Below are 20,721 nucleotides of genomic sequence, written 5' to 3'. Positions count from 1 at the left end.
CCGGTGGGGCGGCGTGCCGGGGGCGTGCCCGCACGGCCCGGCCCGCCTGGCACAATGCGTAGGGTCGACGCGTGGACGCGGCCGCTCGTGTCCACGCTGTCCCAGTGTCCCCGTGAGGAGAAGCAGAAGCCGTGAGCAGCGTGATCGACTGGCAGCGGTCGGGCGAGTATTCCGACATCATCTACGAGACCGCGGAGGGTATCGCCAAGATCACGATCAACCGCCCAGAGGTCCACAACGCCTTCCGGCCCCAGACCCTGTTCGAGCTCCAGGACGCGTTCAACGTCGCCCGGGACGACTCCGAGGTCGGTGTGATCATCTTCACCGGTGCCGGTGACCAGGCGTTCTGCTCCGGCGGTGACCAGAAGATCCGCGGCGAGGACGGCTACATGGGCGACGACGCCGTGGCCAAGCAGGGCATCGGCCGCCTCAACGTCCTCGACCTCCAGGTGCAGATCCGCCGCCTGCCCAAGCCGGTGATCTGCATGGTCGCCGGGTGGTCCATCGGCGGCGGCAACGTCCTCCAGGTCTGCTGCGACCTGACCATCGCCGCCGACAACGCCAAGTTCGGGCAGACCGGCCCCAAGGTCGGCTCCTTCGACGGCGGGTACGGCTCCTGGCTGCTGGCCCAGACCGTCGGCCTGAAGAAGGCGCGCGAGATCTGGTACCTGTGCCGTCAGTACAGCGCGCAGGAGGCGCTGGACATGGGCATGGTCAACACCGTCGTGCCGCTGGCGGACCTGGAGAAGGAGACCGTGCAGTGGGCGCGTGAGATGCTCGACAAGTCGCCGCTGGCCCTGCGCATGGTCAAGGGCGCGATCAACGCCGTCAGCGACGGCGCCGCGGGCATGCAGCAGTTCGCCGGGGACGCCACCATGCTCTACTACATGAGCGAGGAGGCCCAGGAGGGCCGGGACGCGTTCAAGGAGAAGCGCCGTCCGGAGTTCGACAAGTTCCCGCGCCGCCCGTGACCGCCGCCCCCGACCCCGGCCCGGAGGACGGGCTCACCGGGGGGCGCGCGTTCGCGATCGGACTGCGCAACCGGTTCCGCGGCATCACCGTGCGCGAGGGCATGCTCGTGCGCGGGCCGGCCGGATGGGGTGAGTTCTCCCCCTTCGCCGAGTACGGACCGCGCGAGTCGTCGCGCTGGTGGGCGGCCTGTCACGAGGCCGCCCACCAGGGCTGGCCCGCCCCGGTCCGCGACCGGGTACCGGTCAACGTCACCGTGCCCGCCGTGGACCCCGAGCGGGCCGCCGCGATCGTCCGCGCCGGGGGGTGCGCCACCGCCAAGGTGAAGGTGGCCGAGCGGGGCCAGGCCCCGAGCGAGGACCTGGCCCGCGTCGAGGCCGTGCGCGAGGCGATCGGCCCCTCGGGTCGGGTGCGCGTGGACGCCAACGGCGCCTGGGACGTCGACACCGCCGTGCGGATGGTCCGGGAGCTGGACCGGTTCGGTCTGGAGTACGTGGAGCAGCCCTGCGCGACCCTGGACGAGCTCGCCCTGGTACGGCGGCGCGTCGACGTGCCGGTCGCCGCCGACGAGTCCGTCCGCCGGGCCGAGGACCCGCTGCGCGTCCGGGCCGCCGGGGCGGCCGACATCGTCGTGCTCAAGGTGCAGCCGCTGGGCGGGGTGCGCGCGTCCCTGCGCGTGGCCGAGGCGTGCGGTCTGCCGGTGGTGGTCTCCAGCGCCGTGGAGACGTCGGTGGGCCTGGCCGCGGGGGTGGCTCTGGCGGCCGCGCTGCCGGAACTGCCCCACGCGTGCGGACTGGCGACCATGCAGATGCTGACCGCCGACGTCACCGCCGACCCGCTGCTGCCCGAGGACGGGTACCTGCCGGTGCGCGCGGTGTCGGTCGACGAGGAGCGGCTGCGTTCGGTGGAGACCGACCCGTCGGCCTGGCGCGCCCGCGCCGAGGCCGCCCGGGAGGCTGGGAGGTCGTCGGGCCCCTGAACCGTCCGGGGCGGCGGTCCCGCGCGTCCTTCGGACCGGGGGGAGCGCCGCCCCCGTGCGCGGGCGCCGCCGCGCGTACGCGCCAGGGGCTGAGGGTCGCAGATCACAGCCGTGACCCGCCACCGCACCCCGGTGGACACGGTTCACTGGAAAGACGGGGTCCCCTTCCGGGTTCCGGGGGTCGGGCGCACTCCGCTCCGGGAGCGCGCGAAGATGGAGACGGCGGTGACCAGCGCACACCGGCGCCCCCGGGCGCCGGGGCGGAGGAAACCGCCGAGGAGGGAACCGGGCCGTGGCGCGGCGGCCCCGTGACCAGAACGAGCGAGAGCGACCGAGTGCGCGCGAGGACGCGGGCGGGGGGTGACCGAGGTGGTGACGTCCGGTCGCGCGCCCCGCCCTCCGGTCCCCGATCGCCTCGGCAGCGCCGCAGCCCACGGCACCGACCAGGGCATCCACGACCGGTACCCCCGCACCCGCGAGCGGGCCGACGGCAACCGTGACACCACCCGCAAGGAGGCAGGGGCGTTCCTCCCGGTCCGCGAAGGCCCGGGACCTGGCCCCGAGAACCCGATGAATCCGTCTACCGCCCTGGCCCGGGTCCTCGTCGACGAACTGGTCCGGTGCGGCCTGGAGGAGGCCGTGGTCGCACCGGGGTCGCGCTCCACGCCGCTCGCGCTCGCCCTGGTCGCCCACCCCGACATCCGCGTCCACGTGCGCGTCGACGAACGCTCGGCGTCCTTCCTGGCACTCGGCCTGGCGCGGGCCTCGCGGCGCCCGACGGCGGTGGTGTGCACCTCGGGTACCGCGGCCGCGAACTTCCACCCGGCGGTCATGGAGGCCGACGAGAGCGGGGTGCCGCTGCTCGTGCTGACCGCCGACAGGCCGCCCGAGCTGCGTGGGACCGGTGCCAACCAGACGGTCGACCAGATCGGTCTGTACGGCGGCGCCGTGCGCATGTTCGCCGAGGTCGGCACGCCGGACCCGGTTCCCGGCATGGTGCCGTACTGGCGGTCGCTGGCCTGCCGCGCCTGGAGCGCGTCAGTCGACCGCCGCCCCGGACCCGTCCACCTCAACGTGGCCTTCCGCGACCCGCTGACCCCCGACGGCCCCTCCCCGGTCCCGTGGACCGAACCGCTGGACGGCCGGGAGGAGGGCCGCCCCTGGATCAACCGCCCCGGTCCCTCGACCGAGCCCGCGCCGTACGTGCTGCCCCGGGTCGAGCGCGGAGTGATCGTGTGCGGTGACGGCGACTACGACCCTGTGCCGTTCCTGGCCCTGTCGGAGCTGACCGGGTGGCCGCTGCTGGCCGAACCCACCTCCAACGCGCGCCGCACCGGAGCGCTGTCCACCTACCGCCAGCTCCTGGCCTCGCCGCGCTTCTCGGCCGCGCACCCCCCGGAACTGGTGGTCAGTGTGGGGCGGCCCAACCTCTCGCGGCAGATCCAGGCCTACCTGCGGCGCGCCGGGCGACACGTCGTGGTGACCGCCTCCGCCGTCGGCGACCCCGCCGCGGGTCTGGCCAACGCCTTCTCCGACCCCGCGCGCACCGCCACCGACGTCGTCGCCGCCGTCGCACCGCCCGAGGGACTGTCGTGGGACGAGCCCCGGCGCACCGACTGGTCGCGCTCCTGGTGGCGGGCCGAGGAGGCCGCCCGCACGGCCCTGGACCGGGCGCTGGACGCCGAGGAACTGATCAGCGAGCCGCGGCTGGCCCGCGACCTGGCCTCGCAACTGACCGCGGGATCCCTGCTGTTCGCCGGGTCCAGCATGCCCATCCGCGACCTGGACGCAACGATGCGGGCGCGGTGCGGGGTACGGCTGGTGGGCAACCGCGGGGTGAGCGGGATCGACGGGACGGTGTCCACCGCCGTGGGGGCCGCGCTGGCCCACGAGCGGCAGGGCGGGGAGCGCTCCTACGCCCTGCTCGGTGACCTGGCGGTGCTGCACGACCAGAACGGGCTGATCATCGGCCCCGGTGAACCCAGACCGGACCTGGCGGTCGTCGTGGTCAACAACGACGGCGGCGGGATCTTCTCCGGCCTGGAGCAGGCGGGGCACCCGGACTTCGAGCGGGTCTTCGGCACTCCGCACGGGGTGTCGATGGAACGGGTCGCGGCCGTCGCCGACCTGCCCTACACGCGTCTGGAGTGGGCGGCCGACCTGCCCAAGGCGCTGATGGGGGAGGGGCTGCGCGTGGTCGAGGTGTGCACCGACCGGTCCCACAGCGCCGCCCTGCGCCGCCGGTTGCAGGCGGTCGTGGACGAGGCGGTCGACCCGCTCGTGTGATCTCCCGCCCCCGGCACGGATTCCAGGATTGCGTCGACTGCGGTGGGGGAAGAAGGCCCACAAGGGACCGGCGGGACACCTGATCCCCGGGGGGCGTACGTGGCGGGGTCGATCACGATGAACTACGTGCTGCACATGACCGAACTGGCCCGTTGGCGAGGCGGAACCGGGGACGTGGCGCCGGACAGTCTGCGTACCGACGGGTTCGTCCACGCCTCCCCGAACGAGCACGCGATGCTCGCGGTGGCCAACAGCCTGTACCGGGCGGCGAGCGAGCCGTTCTGCGTCCTGGTGGTCGACACCGCGCGACTGTCCTGCGAGGTGCGCTGGGAGGACCCCTCCGCCCACCTGCCGCTGGACGAGGAGTTCGGCTCCTCGCTCGACGACGGCGTCCTCTTCCCCCACATCTACGGCGCGATCCCGCGCGAGGCGGTCGTGGGCGTGCGCTATCTCAGACGCGAGCCCCCGGGGGTGTTCACGGCCGTCGACCAACGCGGGTCGACGGCCGAGGCGCTGGACCTGTTCCCGCACCCCGAGGGCGGGTGGTTCCGCGCCACGTGGCGCAGCGGCGTGTACGTGCGGCCGGAGGGCTATGAGTCCGAGCGGGAGACGGCGTCGGCGTTGCAGTACCTGCTGTGCCCGGGCGAGCGGTGCCGATGGCACAAGTTGCGCTCGGCGCAGATGTGGTCGTTCTGCCGGGGCGGACCGACGCTGATCGAGCTGGGCGGGACCGGGCCGGAACCGGTGCCGCAGGAGCGGTACACGCTGGGCCCCTACGCGGAGGCCGGTCAGTCGCTCCAGGTGCTGGTGCCCGCCGGGACGTGGCAGACCGCGCGCACGCTCACCGCGCAGGAGACCCTGGCCACGTGCTTCACCACGCCCGCCTTCGAGTTCGAGGACCTGGAGATCGCTGACGAGGGCGGTAGCCTGCGCTTCCCGCGGTTCGACTTCCGGTTCTGAACCGGCGGGGCGGGGCCTCGCCACCGGTCGCGGCGTTCAGCTTCCGGACCAGCGGCGGCGGGCCAGGCGCAGGATCGACGCGCCCATCACGTAGGACCCCAGGGCGACCACGGAGAGGGTGTCCACCCCGCTTCGCCCCGCGCCGGCTGTGGCGGTTCCGGTGAGCCCGGCCAGCATCGCGGCCAGGGCGAACGCGATCAGGGCGCGCCAGGCCGCGTTCCCGACCGGTGACGAGGTCCGCGCGCTGATCCGCCATCCGGCGCTGGAGGGGGCGGTGCGCGCCTCGACGCCGCCGAAGACGACCACGAGAACCGACAGCACCAGGGTGACCGCGACCAGCCAGGGCACCCGTTGCAGCAGCCACGCGGCCGAGCCCACCGGCCACTGCGCCAGGAGGCCGGTGCCGTACAGGGCGGCGCCGGTGATGACCGCGGCGCTCATGTGCCACAGGAACACGGTCAGCACCACCGAGTTCACCGCCACGACCGCCGTCCAGGGGCCGGAGCGCCGCAGCAGCCGCCGTGCGGGGGGCGCGAGCCACAGCACGGCGGCGGTCTGGGTCAGGCCGAGGACCAGGAGCGCGAACGTCGGCGGTGTGGTGTTGCCCAGCTCCTGACCCGGCACGGTCACCATGCTGGTCGGGTAGGGGCCCGGCATGGTCAGTGCCAACAGCAGAGCGAACCCGCACAGGGCGGCCGCGGCGGTGACGAGGGGACGCGGCCGGGACCAGCGGTCCCGCCACAGGAAGCCGAGTTGGTGCATGGCCAGCCAGACCAGCAGGTAGTTGGCGTCGCCGACGAGGGGGAGGTCAAAGCCCAGCCGTGCGGTGTCCGAGGCCAGGACGAGACCGATGAGGACCAGTGGTACCGCGGCCCCCCACCGGCGGTGCAGCCCGTGTGTCAGCGGGGCGAGGGCGACGACGCCCAGGTAGGCGGCCAGGAACCACAGCGGGATGGCGGCGGCCCACAGCGCCAGGCCGACGAGCTCGGGCGGGGTCCCCAGCAGCAGCGCGGCGACCGCGACCGCCCACACGGCGGCCAGGAACGCGGTGGTCGGGCGGAGCAGGCGGTCCGTGCGCCCCAGCACCCAGCCGAGCCCGTCGCCGCCCTTGTCCCGGTGCGAGGTCAGGGAGGCCGCGTTGGCGTACCCGCCGACCAGGAAGAACACCGGCATGACCTGGAACAGCCACGTCAACGGGCGGGTCCAGGCGAGGATACCGAGGGCGTTGCTTCCGGCGATCCCGTCGTCGGTGGTCACCACCACGGCCAGCCAGTGGCCCAGGACCACGAGCACGATGGCCAGCGCGCGCAGCAGGTCCACGTAGCGGTCGCGGCGCTTCGGGGTCGAGCGCGCGGTCCGCCGTATGCGCGTGAGGACCGCTGGTGTTCTGGGGTGCCAGGTGCGGGGCATGGGACGCGACCACCGATCCGGGTCCGACTGTTTCACTCCGTGTAGTCTCACCCATCCTTCGGGTGATCGCCGGCGCGGCCCGCCAGGATCCTTGACCGCGCCCATGCCCGGGGGCGCGCGGAGGGGCGCACGGTTCGTCGGGGGGTGCGTTCCGTGGTGGAAAAGGTGTGCTGCCCGGCGGCTGTGGGGGTCGGGGCCCTCCGCGGCGGGTCAGGCCCGGCTGGCCGCTGCCAGGTGCCCGGGTCGGGCGTGGGTCGGCTTCACCGCCCGACCGGGGGACCCGGACGTGTTCGGCACGGCGCATGGGAGCGCTTCCAAAAACTCGCGAAACCCCCTTGTCGTGAGCTGGGGGCATCTGTAAGGCTTGTGCCCCATTCACTCCGTGACGCCGTGGTGGCACGGTGTCAGGTGGATGGGCCGCGCGACTTCCCCACCCCCAGCCGAGCCGGGCCGATCCGCGCACGGCCCCACGCGGTGGACGCCGACCGCGAGGCCCGGGCACGCAGTTTGGAGCTGTCGGATGAGCCCGACCACCGTCCCCCGAAGCCCCCGCATCCCCGGAATCCTCCGGCCCCGTCGACACCGCCCGCCGCGCCGCCCGGGCGCGGGCGTCCTCTCGGCGGCCGCGGTCGCCGTCCTGGCGGTCGTGGGGCTGGCCGCGCAGCAGGGCGCGGTCCCGGTGGACGCCCAGCTCGTCCACGCGTCCCCGTCCTCCCCGGTGTCGCGGGCCGCACCCGGCGACCTGGTCTGGGCCGACGAGTTCGACGGACCCGCCGGGAGCGCTCCCGACCCCGCCAGGTGGCGGCACGAGACCGGCGACCACGGGTGGGGCAACGCCGAACTCCAGAACTACACCACCAGCCGGGCCAACTCCGCGCTCGACGGGAACGGCAACCTCGTCATCACCGCGCGGAGGGAGAGCGACGGCTCCTACACCTCCGCCCGGATGACCACCCAGGACCGGTTCGAGCGCGCCTACGGCCGTTTCGAGGCGCGTATCCGCATCCCCGAGGGGCAGGGCATCTGGCCCGCCTTCTGGATGCTCGGGGACAGCTTCCCCGACACCCCCTGGCCCGACTCCGGTGAGATCGACATCATGGAGAACATCGGCCGCGAACCCCACCTCGTGCACGGCACGGTGCACGGACCGGGCTACTCGGGTGCGGAGGGCATCGGGGCGCCCTACGCCCACCCCCAGGGCTGGGCGTTCGCCGACGACTTCCACGTCTTCGCGGTGGACTGGACCCCCGACGCCATCACCTGGTCGGTGGACGGCGTCGCCTTCCAGACCCTCACCCCCGCCGACCTGGGCGGCGACCCCTGGGTCTTCGACCACCCGTTCTTCATGATCCTCAACGTCGCGGTCGGCGGCACCTGGCCCGGCTACCCCGACGGCACCACCCGGTTCCCCCAGCAGATGCTCGTGGACTACGTCCGCGTCTACGACAACGGCACCGGATCCGGGGAACCGACCGGCACCATCACCGCGCCCACCGGCATCTGCGTGGACGTGGCGGGAGCCGACACCGCCAACGGGACGCCGATCCAGGTCGCGCACTGCAACGGCAACCAGGCCCAGCAGTGGACCATGGCGGCTGACGGCACGGTTCGCGCCTTCGGCAAGTGCATGGACGTCGCGGGCGGCGGCACCACCGCGGGGACGGACGTGCAGTTGTGGGACTGCAACGGCACCGGCGCGCAGACGTGGACGTACTCCTCGGCCACACGAGCGCTGCGTAATCCGCAGTCCGGGATGTGTCTGGACGGACGCGGCGGGAGCCTGGCCGACGGCACGCGGTTGCAGATCTGGACCTGCAACGGGGCCCAGAACCAGCGGTGGACGGTGCCCGCCTGACCGTCCGCGGCTCCGGTGACGGGGGTCGGCCCGCGCGGGCCGACCCCCGTCACCGCTCCGGAGCGGCGACCCCACCCCTGCCAGGACACCGCGGAGAGACCGCCGCCTCTCCCGAGAGCTGCCTTGACGCGACGTTCTTGACCCCGGCCGCCGGTCATCGTGTGCCGTGTCGCCGAGCAGCGTTCACCGGTGGGCGGCCAGCACCGCCGCCAGGCCCTCCCGCAGATCTTCGACGAAGTACTTGGGGACCTCCAGCGACGGGAAATGCCCCCCGCTCCCGGGCGACCTCCACCGGACGATGTTCCGGTACCGCTCCTGGGCCCAGGGGCGCGGAGACTTCTCGATGTCGCGGGGGTACATGGTGATCGCTGACGGGACGTCGACCCGGAGTTCGGGGTCGAGCGAGTTGTGGCTTTCGTAGTAGATGCGGGCCGCCGATGCGCCGGTCCGCGTCAGCCAGTACAGGGTGACATCGTCGAGGATTCTGTCTCTGGAGATCGTCTCGAACGGGCTGTCCTCGGTGTCCGACCACTCGGCGAACTTGTCGAGGATCCAGGCGAGGAGCCCGACCGGTGAGTCGACGAGCGAGTAGCCGATGGTCTGCGGTCGGGTCGCCTGCTGCTTCGCGTACGCCGCGCGGCGGCGCCAGAAATCGCGGGTTTCCTCGGTCCACCCGCGCTCGACCGCCGTCAGCCCGTCCGTCGTCAACCCGGGCGGCGCCTCGGCGAACGTCGTGTGGATGCCGAGAACGTGCGCCGGGAACCTGCCGCCGAGAACCGTGGTGATATTGCCTCCCCAGTCGCCGCCGTGGGCCAGGAACCCGCTGTAGCCGAGCCTTCCCATCAGTTCCACCCACGCGGCCGCGATCCTTTCGGTTCCCCACCCGGTGGCGGTCGGCCTGTCGCTGTAGCCGAAGCCCGGTAGCGACGGGACCACGACGTGGAACGCCGGCGCGTCCGCGTCCTTCGGATCCGCCAGCTCGTCCACCACATCGATGAACTCGGCGACGCTGCCCGGCCAGCCGTGCGTCAGGACCAAAGGAGTGGCGTCCGCGCGCGCGGATCGGCGGTGCAGGAAGTGGATTCCCAGGTCATCGATGGTCGTGCGGAACTGGCCGAGCCGGTTGAGGCGCGCTTCGAACGACCGCCAGTCGTACCCGGTACGCCAGTAGTTCACGACCTCGACGAGGTCGGCGAGGGGAACGCCCTGCCCCCATCGGCGGGGGCCGGGCGCGGCGCGATCGACCGTCTCGGCCTCCGGCAGCCGCGCCGCGGCCAGTCGCGCTCGCAGATCGTCGAGGTCGGCGTCGGTCGCGTGGGTTTCGAACGCTTGCACGTCGCTGGTTGGACGGGTCATGAGACCTCCTGGCCATCGCGGAACCGGCTAAGGCGGTTCTAACATGTGTCCATGTCCGCGTGCAACCGGCTAAGGTGGTTCCATGCGTGCTGGCTTCCCTGACTTCCGCCTCGGCAACGTGCTGGCGACCAGCTTCACGGCGACTCTGACCGAGCGTCAGGGCAACGCTGTGGAGCGCATTCCCACGCCGCAGCGACTCGTCGACTGGCTGGCGGTGAACGGCCTGGCCGTGGACTCCTGCACCACTGCCCAGCTCGACCTCGCCCGGGAACTGAGGGAGGCGATCCACGCCGCCGCGACGGCGGCCGCGATCCAGGACGCCCTCCCCGCATCCGCTGTCCGAGTCATCAATGACCGCAGCTCCCAGGGGCGGGCCGCGGCGATCCTGACCCCCGAGGGCAGGCGGCGGTGGCGGCTCAGTTCGGCCTCCCGCGTGGAAGACGCCCTCGGCGTGATCGCCGCCGACGCGATCGGCGTCATCGCGGGGGAACGAGACGGAAAGCTGGCCTTGTGCGCGTCACCGACCTGCCGGGCCGCCTTCTTCGACACCAGCCAGAGCCGCACCCGCAGATGGTGCGACATGAACACGTGCGGGAACCGTCAGAAGAAGGCGCGCTTCAACGCCAAACAGCGAAGAGCACCCGGATCAGCGGAGTGATCTCTGGGCTCGGTGCGGCCAGGCGGGCCCCGCGCCTGCGACACGTCTGTCGCGTCGGGTGTATTCCAACGGCGCCGCCAGGAGCCGTCCGCCGCCTTCGATCGTGAGGGGTCCGACGCCTTGGCGGGCGGCCGTACCGGGTCCGGCGCCCTCCGTGCGGGTGGCTGGGGACAGTGGCCGCTTCCGGACGCGGCCGATCGGGAACACATGCCGTAACGCCTGATCACGGCGGTTGTTCTCGATTCTCCTGGAGCAGGGCCCGATCTTCCTGTGTTCCATGTCACATATGGGCGGAATGCCTTTCCATCTCCGTCATGTGTGCGCTCTGAGCTGCGCGGATCACGAATCCGTCCGTCCTCTCGCGCGTCATTCGATGTCGGCCCGCTGTGGATAATCCATGCGAAACCCGAAACGACAGTTCTCACCCCCTGCTGCCCGACGGGAGTCGATGGATGAAGTTCGAGCTGGTGGATCCCCCCGAGGACGCGGCGCCCGGTGCTCCCGAGTCGGAGGTCGTCCGGCCTCTCGCCGGTCGCCGGAGCCCCGCCGGAGGCGGCGCCGTCCCGCACGTCGGCCCGATCCAGGGTGATCTGGGCCGTGCGCGCCTGAACCGGGCGGTCGAACAGGTGCGTGCCGTGGTTGAGGACCTGCGTGCGCGCGCCGCCGCGCAGAGTATGGCTGAGGTTCGGACGGACCACGCGGACGCGGTCGAACCCGCCGACGATTTCCGGCCGCTTCTCTTTCGTGCCCGCGAGGAGAGGAGAACCGGGCGGGCGGAATCGGAGAAGGGTGGCGCCACCGCCTCCGGATCCGGGGAGAACGCCTGATGAGCCAGTGGAACCTCTACGTCCCCGGTGTGTCGACGGTCCTGACCAATGTCAGCGCTGAGTTGGGCGTCGACGAGGCGGGCGGCGGCCTTTCCGAATGCGTCGACCGGACGTCGCAGAAGATCGAAAGCGCGTTGGAGGCGGCCGGGAGCGGCCCCGTCGAATCGGAGTTGTTGCGCTTCACCGGTGCCTACAACGGCGCGACCGGGGAGATGCTGCTGCGCGGGCTGTCGTGCGTGATCGGCGCCGGAGAGGCGACCCGCGCCTACATGGACGGCAACGAGGAGATGGCCCTGGAGGCGCAGAACAACGCGGGGACCATGGAGAACCTCGATCTCGGCGGGGACGAGCCGGGAGGCCCGCGGTGAGCGACTTCCAGCTGACCGAGGCCCAGACCGGCGTCGACGGAAACATCCTCCGCCTCATCGACCCCGCGGAGATCCCGACCCCCGGCGGTGACGCCGAGTCCCTCGAGCAGGCCGCGGCGGATCTGCGGTCGGGCGGTGAGGAGATCCTGGAGCTCGCCGAGGGCGCGGGGTCGACGTGGTCGGGGCTCGACGCGCACTACGAGGCGCCGGAGTCGGGGGAGCTCCTGGCGGCGATGGACCCGACCGTGGAGAAGGCCGAGGGCGTCGAGTCCGACCTGACCACGGTCGCCGACGCGCTCGACGACTTCGCCGCGGCGATCCGCACCGCGAAGAACTCCCTGAACTCGCTGCGGGCCCAGGCCGAGGAGCTGCGCTCGGAGGTCGACGCGGACTCGGCGATCTGGTGGCTGAAGAAACCCAGCGCGATCACCGAGAACATGGACCTCAAGGACGCGGTCAACCGCGCCTGGCAGACCTACAACGACGCCGAGATCGAGTGCGCCAACACGATCTCGGGCCTGTCCGACGGGCCCACCTACGTCGCGCCCGACGAGTACACCGGGGCGCCGGAGGAGATCCCCTACGGGCTGGCCACCGACGCCGGGGAACAGGACAGAGGCTTCACCGACTTCGCGGGCCGGTACTTCGGCGACTCCTACGAGTGGATGCGCGAGGGCGACGACGCGCCCTGGCCTGTGGACTGGTATCTGGGGTTCCAGCTGGGCGCACTCGAAACCGTCGTCGTCGACGTGGGGTGGGAGACGGGCGTCACCGTCGTCTCCCTGTCCGGGCTCTGGGGGCCCAACACCGGGTGGACGCTCAAGCCGAACGAGATCATGCAGAACAAGGTCGAGTTCGGACAGGGCGCGGTCGAGGGCACCGCCGCGCTGGTCGGTCTGCACGGTGAGGACGGGTGGCTGATCAACCCGTTCGGCGGTGAGCCGTACTGGGGCTATGACTGGGACGCGCAGCGCGACAACGCCGGGGCCGCGTGGTCGGAGCAGCGCGAGGCGTTCTTCGCCTGGTCGGAGTGGGGCGAGAACAACGAGTACGCGGCGGGGGTCACGACCACCAACATCGCGCTGCTGCCGGTCTCGGGCACGCTCCGTGCGGTGCGCACGCTGCTCGGCGGTGGGCGGCGCGGCGGAGCCGACGGGCCCGACGGGGGCCGTGAGGACGTGGACAGCGACGCCGACGGGTTCGCGTCGCTGGACCCGGAGGGCGGGCCCGATGGTCAGTTCGAGTCCGTGGACGAGCTGCTGGAGAACCTGGACGAGGATCCGATCCCGGACGGCCGGGTCGAGGACCTCATGCCCGATCTGGACACGGGTTCCGTTGGAGGTCCGACGCCACGGCTTCCGACCCCAAACCCTGATCCTGACCCCATCCCGGACCCGACACCGAGCCCGAACCCCCGTCCGTCCGTGGACGAACCCCGCCAGGACGGCACCCGCCCGGACCGCGAATCGCAACCACAGCACGATGCCGACGAGCCGAACGCGCCGGTACGCGAATCCGGAGACCCTGACACACCCGCGACCCCGGACAGGGACCCACAGGGCGGCGACACGGGTCAGCCTCGTACCGAGCGGACCTCGGAGCAGCAGTCCCAAGCTCGTGACGATGACGACACCTTTGACGATCAGGTCGATGACGGCCTCGGGCGCCGCGATGAGAACAAGAGGGAATCCGAGCCCGTCCGACCGCGTGAGGAGTCGGCGGACACGGAACCATCTTCCGATGGCAGCGGTGATGGCGGCGATGGCAGAGATGACGGAGGTCCTGTTGCACCTGATGACCAGGGTCAGGGGAACGATAATGGGCAAGGTTCCGGTTCCCCCGATGCGACCGGAAAAGGTGGCGATGGAATCCAGGGCGTCGATGGAACTACGACAGTGGATTCCGTCCCTTCACTTCTGCCGGACCCGACAGCCACCTATCCTGGTCATGTCGATTCCGACGGTATTCGTCGATTCTCTTCGAATGGCGAAGGTCAAGACTACGGAGACAGGGTCCTTGGTTACCAGTTCGACAATCTAACCTCCGAGCAGCAGCTTGCCTCTAGGAGCTACACGCAAAAGTCATACTACTACAATACCTTCTCGCGAATGAGTGACAAGGATGCTGCAGTGGATTATCTGATAGGATTGCCTCCTCCGTATTTTCGGGACTGGCTTCATGAATGGTTTGGCGGACCAGATCCCACGCCTGCAAACGCCGCCGAAGTCAGGAGGGTGCTCGAAGAGAACCTGGATGCTTTTGATGCTGCTACGAGAAACCCTCTTCCCGAAGCGGTTCAGATTCATCGGGGTCTTCGCGACATAGATTTTATGCTAGATCCAGTTCGAGGGATCCATGACCCGTCTGACCTGATTGGGGAGGATTTTATAGAGCGGGGGTACATGTCGGGATCACTTGGGGTGGAAGCCGCGTTCGGCCCTCCAAGCCATCGGTATCAGCTGCACATTGATGTCCCGCGGGGATATGATGCTCTTTGGATGGGTAGAAACAGCCTGTATCCCAATCAGAGGGAGATCATTCTATCCAGGGGTACGCGACTCGTGTTCACAGATGCCGTTGAGAACCCGACTACGGGAGTCTGGGACATCACTGTCAGGGTGGAAAGTGCGTAAATCTAGGATGGATGTACAGGAGATGGGTGTGAAATGAGCGATCGCGAACCGGACCCTGCTCATGCTATGTCTCGAGGGGATGCCTGGGACGACCTTCAGTTGGAAAGGCTTGATTCCGGACCCAGGTTCGATCGGTGGTCGGATGGTGTCCTGATTTATGCCCCAGTATACAAGAAGGAGATTTTGCTCGGTTATCTCTGGGCGTCTGAAGATGGAACGGCTGCAAACTTCCTGAACCGTGATTCTGTGGGTGCTGAAGGAAGAAATGCCAAAGGTGCTTGGGTGCGGCGACTTCTTGAATCCAAGGGGCGTGGATTGACGTCAGTTCAGGCTCTTGAGGCGTGGGTTGGTTCGACTGAGGACGAACGCGCGGGGCATATTCCGAAAGGTGTTTCGCTTGAGCGAATCAGCGGTCTCAGTGAACTGAGGCGGTTGACAGATTCCTGATTCCGAGAGTTTATGGTCCGGCGGGTTTTCCTGCTTGACGCGAGGTCGATTCTGAATTATTGATGTCAATAGGAAAATGGTGCCGAGGAGTTGAAAGAGGCCGCTCGCAAGTCCGGGTGGCCTCCCGCTGGCATGAATTCGTAGTCTCCTGTCCCGTAGGGCGACTGGAGTTTTGTTGGGCGCGGGCAGTCCCACCGCGCCCAACGACGACGGGTCACGCCTGACCGACCGCTGCCAGGTGCCGCAGTTGCGCGCGGACCAGGTTCACCGCCCGTGCGGGTGACTCTGCCGTGCCCAGCACCGGGAACCACAGCGACTTCCGGCTGTCCGCGCCGAGGACCGTGCCCCTGATGGGTCCGGAACGGGCACGGCGCAGCCCGATCCCCTCCACCCGCTCCGGGCCGATCGCCAGACCGATCGGTACCGCCAGGCCCGCCCAACGCGGCTCATAGGTCAGGTCGCTGCGTCCGCGCACGCGTCGCACCTGGAGCCCCTCCAGCAGCCTTTCGGCGGCCAGCGACTCGACCAGGTCCGGCAGGGCGCCGAACGGCACCTCACCCTCCTGCGCGAAACCGATCGCCAGCGACACCTGTTCCCCGACCCGATCGCCTCGTCTCTCCACGCGCAGCGATCCCGTGAACGGGTGGCCGACGCCGTACGGTCCGCTGAGGTGCACGAGGGTGCTTCGGCGCGACCGGTCGCGCACGAACCCCGCGATCCGCTCCCGGTCCCAGGCGGCGAGGGCCGGTTCGTGCGGACCCCATCCGGAGGGCACCGCACCGGTCAGGCGCTCGGTGAGGATCTCGACCGCCCGACCCACGCGAGCCGCCGAGGCGTCGCGGTGCAGCACCGACAGTTCGATGATGAGCTGTGTCTGCATCGGATCGGTGGAAAGGAACCCCGGGACGGCCTCGGGCTCAGCGGACTCCTCGGTCGACCCCGTGGCGGGCCGGGGCGCCGACGCGTGTTCCCCGCGTTCCCGGGCGTCGCGCAGGTCCTCCTCCAGGCCGTCCAGGTCCGCCCGTTCCGGAACGAAACCGTACGCGTCGTCCCAGCGCAGCGCGAGACCGGTCAGGCCGTCGAAGCGGGTGCCGTCCTCCCCGCGCACCACCCAGCGGCCGAGCGGTCCGGCCAGGAAGGTGCGCAGCGCGTAGGTGAGCCGGGAGGTCGCCGGGGTGAGGACCTGGATCGCGCGCTGTGCGCCGTGGACCCCCACCGCGTCGTTGAGCCACGACGAGAACCCCACCATCTCGCGGTCCTGGGCGACGACCACCGCGTGCCGAGCGGTGCGCTCGACGGTCGGGTGCGCGGTCTCCTCCCACAGGTCGGCGACGCTGGCCGTTCCCGTCTCCGGCGAGGTCCACACGATCCCGCCGAGGCGCAGCGCGAGGGCGTCGGCGATCCGGTGCGCGGTCTCGCGGCCGGATGCGTCGGGACGTGCGCGCAGCTCCACCCACCAGCACGGGTCGGGGAGCCCCGTCGTCACCTCGTCTCCGAGCAGTCGCCGAACCTCGTCGCGCGCCTCCACACGCTGCCCCGGTTCGACCGTCACCAGGAGGCGTCCGTCCGTGTCACGGACCTGGAGGACGCCGGTCTCCTGGTAGCGGCCGAGGAGCAGGGCGGGGGCGAGGTCGGTCAGGACCCGGGTGAGAGCGGGGGCGTCGGGCTCCTGGGCCACCAACGCCACGACGTCGTAGCTCAACGGTTCTCCGTGTGGTCGGGGAAAGGGGGGCACGAGGCGACGCGGAACACGGGGTTCGTCACCTCTGGTGGGTGAGCATAGCCAGACCGTGATCTCTCAGGGGCCGCACCCACACCTTGACGGCACGGTGGTCCCGGGGCCGATGCGGCTTTCGGCCCCGGGCGGGCGGGTCCGGCTAGGAGCGCGCTTCGGGGGAGAGGAGCCGGGCGACGAACGAGGCCGTCCGGAGGGCGGTCGTGCCGGGCTCGATCTCGTCGTCGCCGCGCAGAGCCCATTCGAAGCCGCGATCCTCACGCAGGTCGAGTTCGACGGTGAAGCCGGTGCCGGGGTGGTCCACGTTCAGGTGGCCGGGGTCGGAGTCGGAGCGGCTGACCTCCAGGCCTGCGGCGGCCAGGAGAGCGGACACGGTCTCGACACGGCGGTCGAACCGGTCGTCGGAGAGCAGTTCGGGGGTTTCGGCGTCGATGGAGGTGTCGACGCCGTCCGCCGCCTTCGGGAGAATGGGGGTCGGGAGTGCGCGGACTTCGGTCATGGGAGTCCCCTCTTCCTGTGAGGCACTGCCCGGAGCGCCAGAGAGGCCCTAATCTCAGCTGACCGCTCCGGGCAGTGGTCTTCGGGAGCGAGCACGAGGCACCACCGCGCCCCGGTTGCTCTGGGTGAGATCTGCTCACTTGCTGCAATGCTGACTGATGCCTAAGATGGAGTCAAGTAATCTCCCAAATTTGGCATAAGGGGTCTGGATGCCACGCAAGCGCAAGGTGACCCTGCGGGCTCAGTGGCTTGGCAAGCTCCTGAAGGAGCTTCGTCAGGAGAACGAGATGACGCTCAAGGAGGTCGGCGAGCACATACGACGTGATTTCAGCACGCTGAGCCGCATCGAGGCGGGGATTCAGCCGATTCCCCAGCCTGAACTGGTCGCCCTGATGGACCTGTACGGGGTGGAGGGGCAGCACCAGCGCGATGCTCTGCTGCAACTCGGGGCCGAGCAGACCAAGACCGGTTGGTGGGACAGGTACGCGCGGGATACGGCGGACTGGTTCATCGACTACGTGTGGCTGGAGAACCGGGCCCGTAGCATCCACGCCTTTGACAGCACGCCCATCAACGGCCTCCTCCAGACCCCCGAGTACGCCGAAGCGCTCATGCGTGCGGTGAACCCAACGGATTCCGCCTCGCAGATCGAGCGAGGCGTCGAGTTGCGTATGACGCGGCAGCGCATCCTGGAGGGCGATGAGCCTACAGAGCTGCACGTTGTCATGGATGAGGCAGTGCTCAGACGGATCGTTGGAGGGAGGTCCGTGATGCGGGCTCAGCTACGGCACCTGCTGGAGCGAGTCGAGCATCCTCACATCCAGGTGCGGGTGATCCCCCATGACCATGGCGTCCTCGCGAGCTTTGAAGGTGGGTTTCGCCTGCTCAGGCTGGACGATCCCTTTCCGCTCGTTGGCTATCTGGAATGTCCGGCAGGAGGGCTGTATCTGGAATCCTCAGACGCAGAGCAGTTGGCGGCCCGATACGATCGGCTGCGCTCGGTGAGCCTGAGTCCGGGTGAGTCCGTCGACCTGGTCGAATCGATCGAGAGGGAGCTCCGATGATGCACGACGCGTCTGCGATATCTGACTGGAGGATCAGCAGTTACAGCGCGGATACTGGTCGGAGCTGTGTTGAGGTCGGCTGGAGAATCAGCAGCTACAGTCCGGACGGTGGAAGGAACTGCGTCGAGGTCGGCTGGGACGAACGCGCCGCCGCCGTGCGCGACTCCACCCAGCGAGACCTCGGTTACCTCCCCTTCGCCGCCGACGCGTGGGTCGGCCTGACCGGCGCGATCAAGGCCGGTGGCCCCGCCGCCGACTGACCTTCGGGCATCTCACCAGTACCTATGCTGTGACCCATGGTCGAACACCCGCGTCGGCCACCGTTGAGCGGCGACCTCGCCCAGCGCGTGGTCGACCTGATCGCGCCGACGATCAGCCACAACGTCAACGTGATGGACGAGCACGGCACCATCATCGCCTGCCTGGACCCCTCGCGCCTGGGCACCCTCCACCGGGGCGCCCAGCGGGTGATCGCCGAGGGGCGGGGCGTGCTCGTCACCTCCCCCGAACCGGGCACCTCCGACCGGCCCGGCGCCAACGAACCCCTCATGGTCGACGGCGAGCTGCGCGGCGTGGTGGGCGTGACCGGTGAGTCCAACGAGGTCGCGCCGCTGGCCCGGGTCGTCGCGCTCACCGTCCAGCTCCTCATCGCCCAGGAGCACGAACAGGACGCCGCCACCCGCCGCCACACCGAGGCCCGCGACCTCGTCGCCGCCCTCAGCTCGGGCACCACCGACCCCGACGACGCACGGTCCCGCCTGTCCGCCGTCGGGCTCGCCCCGCCCTGGTCACTCTCCCTGTGGGTCGCCGCCGACCCGCGCGAGGACGGCGCCGCCGCCCCGCCCGTCCTCGCCGAGACGGCGGTGGCCCGCGTCAACGCCGACCCCGGACGCCGGGCGGCCGTCCTGCACGGCGCCCTCTGGCTGGTCGGCTCCGGCTCCGCCCCCGCGTCCGGCTCCTTCGGCCTCCCCCCAGACAGCCGCCACACCGCCACCGAACCCACCGGTGACGTCGACGCCCTGCTCGCCCACGCCGAGGAGTCGCGGGCGCTGTGCCGCCACGCCCGACTCATCCCGCCCCTGGGCACCACCGAACCGTGGTCACGGGCGATGGCCGTGGCCGTCGCCCACCTGCCGCCGCGCGTCCTGCGCCACCTGGCCGGGCTCGCCTCGCGGCTGAACACGGCCCAGCGACGCACCGTCATGGCGGTGGCCTCGACCACCTCGATGCGCGCCGCCGCCGACTCCCTGTACGTCCACCGCAACACCCTGCTCCAGCGGGTCGACCGGATCCGGACCATGACCGGTCTGGACATCCACCGCGCCGACCAACTGGCCACACTGCGGATGGCCCTGTACGCGTGTGACGCTTTGGGCTGATCGCACACAGAACACACAAAAAGTCCCAGGAAGACTGGGCGGTTGGCCGTCGAATCGCACGGTTGACGTGTTTAGGCTCTCGTGCATGTCCAGCGCGTTTCACACACATCACGGTGTCGCACCCGTCCGTGTCGCCGTCGTCCCGGACTCGTTCAAGGGCAGCGCCCGCGCCGTGGACGTGGCCGCGGCGATGGCCCGGGGGGTCGAGGAGGCCTTCGCCGGCCCGGGCCGGAAGGTCGTCGTCGACCGCCTGCCCTTCGCCGACGGCGGCGAGGGCACCCTCGACGCGCTGCTCGGCGCCTGGGACACCACGGCGTTCACCGTGGACACCGCCGACGCCCTCGGCCGACCGGTCAGGGCCCGGTACGGCCTCTCGCCGGACGGTCGGACGGGTGTCATCGAGGCGGCCGAGGCCAACGGCCTGCCCCTGGTCAGCGACGTCCCGCTCCGTCCGCTGGCCGCGAGCACCCGGGGGATCGGCCCCCTGGTGACGGCGCTGCTGGACGCGGGCGTGGAGGAGATCCTGTTGTGCATCGGCGGTTCGGCCACCACCGACGGCGGCACCGGCCTGCTCGCCGCGCTGGGAGCCCGGTTCCTGGCGCGGGACGGCTCGGAACTGCCGGACGGGGGAGGGGCGCTCGTCGACCTGGACCGCGTGGACCTGGTCTCACTCGACCCGCGCGCCCGGTCGGTGCGCTGGCGGATCGCCTGCGACGTCACCAACCCGCTGGTCGGCGACGAGGGCGCGGCGGCCGTCTTCGGCCCGCAGAAGGGCGCGACCCCGGGTGACGTCCGCCTCCTGGACGCCGGGCTGCGCCGCCTGGCCGACGTGCTCGCCGAGGCGACCGGCGCGGACGTGCGCGATCGTCCCGGGATGGGCGCCGCCGGAGGCCTCCCTGCTCCGTTGACCGCGCTCCTGGGCGCCGAACTCGTCCCCGGATCGGATCTGGTGGCCGAGGTCCTGGACGCCGGACGGCTGCTCGGCGCGGCCGACCTGGTCCTGACCGGCGAGGGCTCCTTCGACGGCCAGTCCCTGGCCGGGAAGGTCGTCGACGCCGTCCGCCGCCTCACCCCCGAGCGCACACCCGTCGTGGTGATCGCCGGGAGCGCCTCGGTCCCGCCCGAGGAGCTTCGGAACTCGGGGATCACCGCGGCCTTCTCCATCGCCCGGGGGCCCGCCTCGCTGGAACGCATGAGGGAGGAGGTCCTGCCCGGCATCACCGAGGCGGCGTTCCACTGCTGCCGCCTCCTCGCGCACCGCCCCGCCTGACGCGCACACCACCCCGCACAACCGCAC

At 70.7% G+C, this 20,721-nt stretch carries 18 protein-coding genes; 14 read left to right on the top strand and 4 right to left on the bottom strand.

The features are described 5' to 3' along the window. Positions 1–131: 131 nt before the first annotated feature. The 4 genes from menB to KIK06_RS09485 all read left to right on the top strand — a co-directional run bounded on the left by menB (position 132) and on the right by KIK06_RS09485 (position 5,194). Positions 132–971, top strand: a complete 840-nt coding sequence (gene menB, locus KIK06_RS09500) for a 1,4-dihydroxy-2-naphthoyl-CoA synthase (protein WP_017601368.1) — start codon at positions 132–134, stop codon at positions 969–971. Next, entirely contained in the window at positions 968–1,948 is a 981-nt protein-coding gene (locus KIK06_RS09495) for an o-succinylbenzoate synthase (RefSeq protein WP_268642851.1), read from the top strand. Before menB ends, KIK06_RS09495 begins: the two co-directional genes overlap by 4 nt. Positions 1,949–2,518: 570 nt before the next feature. Beyond that, on the top strand, positions 2,519–4,234 hold the full coding sequence (menD, locus tag KIK06_RS09490) for a 2-succinyl-5-enolpyruvyl-6-hydroxy-3-cyclohexene-1-carboxylic-acid synthase (RefSeq protein WP_026128091.1): 1,716 nt from the start codon (positions 2,519–2,521) through the stop codon (positions 4,232–4,234). Between the two features lie 117 nt (positions 4,235–4,351). Beyond that, a complete protein-coding gene (locus KIK06_RS09485; RefSeq protein ID WP_268645920.1) occupies positions 4,352–5,194 on the top strand; it encodes a cupin domain-containing protein in 843 nt (280 codons plus the stop codon). A gap of 36 nt (positions 5,195–5,230) precedes the next feature. On the opposite strand, the gene KIK06_RS09480 is transcribed toward KIK06_RS09485, so the two are convergent. Next, positions 5,231–6,604, bottom strand: a complete 1,374-nt coding sequence (locus tag KIK06_RS09480; RefSeq protein WP_268642850.1) for an acyltransferase family protein — start codon at positions 6,602–6,604, stop codon at positions 5,231–5,233. A 520-nt stretch (positions 6,605–7,124) separates the two neighbouring features. Between KIK06_RS09480 and KIK06_RS09475 the strand changes: the two genes are divergently transcribed. Next, on the top strand, positions 7,125–8,459 hold the full coding sequence (locus KIK06_RS09475) for an RICIN domain-containing protein (protein WP_268642849.1): 1,335 nt from the start codon (positions 7,125–7,127) through the stop codon (positions 8,457–8,459). A gap of 183 nt (positions 8,460–8,642) precedes the next feature. Here the strand turns inward: KIK06_RS09475 and KIK06_RS09470 are convergent, their stop codons facing one another. Further along, on the bottom strand, positions 8,643–9,815 hold the full coding sequence (locus KIK06_RS09470; RefSeq protein ID WP_268642848.1) for an epoxide hydrolase family protein: 1,173 nt from the start codon (positions 9,813–9,815) through the stop codon (positions 8,643–8,645). A gap of 82 nt (positions 9,816–9,897) precedes the next feature. Between KIK06_RS09470 and KIK06_RS09465 the strand changes: the two genes are divergently transcribed. From KIK06_RS09465 to KIK06_RS09445, 5 genes are all read left to right on the top strand, one after another. Continuing rightward, positions 9,898–10,473 (top strand): CGNR zinc finger domain-containing protein, encoded by a 576-nt coding sequence (locus KIK06_RS09465; protein ID WP_017601361.1) that lies wholly within the window; start codon positions 9,898–9,900, stop codon positions 10,471–10,473. Between the two features lie 452 nt (positions 10,474–10,925). After that, entirely contained in the window at positions 10,926–11,300 is a 375-nt protein-coding gene (locus tag KIK06_RS09460; RefSeq protein ID WP_268642846.1) for a hypothetical protein, read from the top strand. Then, complete coding sequence (locus KIK06_RS09455; RefSeq protein WP_268642845.1) at positions 11,300–11,668, top strand: DUF6507 family protein; 369 nt, start codon at positions 11,300–11,302, stop codon at positions 11,666–11,668. Before KIK06_RS09460 ends, KIK06_RS09455 begins: the two co-directional genes overlap by 1 nt. Continuing rightward, positions 11,665–14,301: an ADP-ribosyltransferase gene (locus KIK06_RS09450; RefSeq protein ID WP_268642844.1), complete on the top strand. Its 2,637-nt coding sequence runs from the start codon at positions 11,665–11,667 to the stop codon at positions 14,299–14,301. Before KIK06_RS09455 ends, KIK06_RS09450 begins: the two co-directional genes overlap by 4 nt. Before the next feature lie 33 nt (positions 14,302–14,334). After that, positions 14,335–14,748 carry a hypothetical protein gene (locus tag KIK06_RS09445; protein ID WP_268642843.1) on the top strand — a complete coding sequence of 138 codons (414 nt, stop codon included), beginning with the start codon at positions 14,335–14,337 and terminating at the stop codon, positions 14,746–14,748. 214 nt (positions 14,749–14,962) lie between these two features. Here the strand turns inward: KIK06_RS09445 and KIK06_RS09440 are convergent, their stop codons facing one another. Then, positions 14,963–16,450, bottom strand: a complete 1,488-nt coding sequence (locus tag KIK06_RS09440) for a DUF6177 family protein (protein ID WP_268642841.1) — start codon at positions 16,448–16,450, stop codon at positions 14,963–14,965. A gap of 175 nt (positions 16,451–16,625) precedes the next feature. After that, the gene (locus tag KIK06_RS09435) at positions 16,626–16,982 is read right to left on the bottom strand and encodes a hypothetical protein (protein WP_268642840.1); all 357 of its coding nucleotides are present in this window, start codon (positions 16,980–16,982) and stop codon (positions 16,626–16,628) included. 208 nt (positions 16,983–17,190) lie between these two features. Here KIK06_RS09435 and KIK06_RS09430 point away from each other — a divergent pair, with 208 nt between their 5' ends. The 4 genes from KIK06_RS09430 to KIK06_RS09415 all read left to right on the top strand — a co-directional run bounded on the left by KIK06_RS09430 (position 17,191) and on the right by KIK06_RS09415 (position 20,694). Then, positions 17,191–18,045 carry a helix-turn-helix domain-containing protein gene (locus tag KIK06_RS09430; RefSeq protein WP_268642839.1) on the top strand — a complete coding sequence of 285 codons (855 nt, stop codon included), beginning with the start codon at positions 17,191–17,193 and terminating at the stop codon, positions 18,043–18,045. Further along, positions 18,042–18,305, top strand: coding sequence for a DUF397 domain-containing protein (locus tag KIK06_RS09425; protein ID WP_268642838.1), 264 nt, complete (start codon positions 18,042–18,044; stop codon positions 18,303–18,305). The genes KIK06_RS09430 and KIK06_RS09425 overlap by 4 nt, the downstream gene beginning before the upstream one ends. A 36-nt stretch (positions 18,306–18,341) precedes the next feature. Beyond that, positions 18,342–19,424 carry a CdaR family transcriptional regulator gene (locus tag KIK06_RS09420; protein WP_268642837.1) on the top strand — a complete coding sequence of 361 codons (1,083 nt, stop codon included), beginning with the start codon at positions 18,342–18,344 and terminating at the stop codon, positions 19,422–19,424. Positions 19,425–19,509: 85 nt separating this feature from the next. Continuing rightward, entirely contained in the window at positions 19,510–20,694 is a 1,185-nt protein-coding gene (locus tag KIK06_RS09415) for a glycerate kinase (protein ID WP_268642836.1), read from the top strand. Positions 20,695–20,721 lie beyond the last annotated feature (27 nt).

It is taken from the genome of Nocardiopsis sp. EMB25 (assembly GCF_026797795.1).
Classification (GTDB): Bacteria; Actinomycetota; Actinomycetes; order Streptosporangiales; family Streptosporangiaceae; genus Nocardiopsis; species Nocardiopsis lucentensis.
This window is presented reverse-complemented; position numbering and strand designations above follow the sequence as displayed.

What these genes read in the sequence shown, in the direction of transcription:
- menD (WP_026128091.1), top strand. Translation starts at nt 2,519, where the DNA reads ATGAATCCGTCTACCGCCCTGGCCCGGGTCCTCGTCGACGAACTGGTC.
- KIK06_RS09465 (WP_017601361.1), top strand. Translation starts at nt 9,898, where the DNA reads ATGCGTGCTGGCTTCCCTGACTTCCGCCTCGGCAACGTGCTGGCGACC.
- KIK06_RS09420 (WP_268642837.1), top strand. Translation starts at nt 18,342, where the DNA reads ATGGTCGAACACCCGCGTCGGCCACCGTTGAGCGGCGACCTCGCCCAG.
- KIK06_RS09455 (WP_268642845.1), top strand. Translation starts at nt 11,300, where the DNA reads ATGAGCCAGTGGAACCTCTACGTCCCCGGTGTGTCGACGGTCCTGACC.
- KIK06_RS09435 (WP_268642840.1), bottom strand. Translation starts at nt 16,982, where the DNA reads ATGACCGAAGTCCGCGCACTCCCGACCCCCATTCTCCCGAAGGCGGCG.
- KIK06_RS09485 (WP_268645920.1), top strand. Translation starts at nt 4,352, where the DNA reads ATGAACTACGTGCTGCACATGACCGAACTGGCCCGTTGGCGAGGCGGA.
- KIK06_RS09415 (WP_268642836.1), top strand. Translation starts at nt 19,510, where the DNA reads ATGTCCAGCGCGTTTCACACACATCACGGTGTCGCACCCGTCCGTGTC.
- KIK06_RS09480 (WP_268642850.1), bottom strand. Translation starts at nt 6,604, where the DNA reads ATGCCCCGCACCTGGCACCCCAGAACACCAGCGGTCCTCACGCGCATA.
- KIK06_RS09475 (WP_268642849.1), top strand. Translation starts at nt 7,125, where the DNA reads ATGAGCCCGACCACCGTCCCCCGAAGCCCCCGCATCCCCGGAATCCTC.
- KIK06_RS09430 (WP_268642839.1), top strand. Translation starts at nt 17,191, where the DNA reads ATGCCACGCAAGCGCAAGGTGACCCTGCGGGCTCAGTGGCTTGGCAAG.
- KIK06_RS09470 (WP_268642848.1), bottom strand. Translation starts at nt 9,815, where the DNA reads ATGACCCGTCCAACCAGCGACGTGCAAGCGTTCGAAACCCACGCGACC.
- KIK06_RS09460 (WP_268642846.1), top strand. Translation starts at nt 10,926, where the DNA reads ATGAAGTTCGAGCTGGTGGATCCCCCCGAGGACGCGGCGCCCGGTGCT.
- KIK06_RS09425 (WP_268642838.1), top strand. Translation starts at nt 18,042, where the DNA reads ATGATGCACGACGCGTCTGCGATATCTGACTGGAGGATCAGCAGTTAC.
- KIK06_RS09445 (WP_268642843.1), top strand. Translation starts at nt 14,335, where the DNA reads ATGAGCGATCGCGAACCGGACCCTGCTCATGCTATGTCTCGAGGGGAT.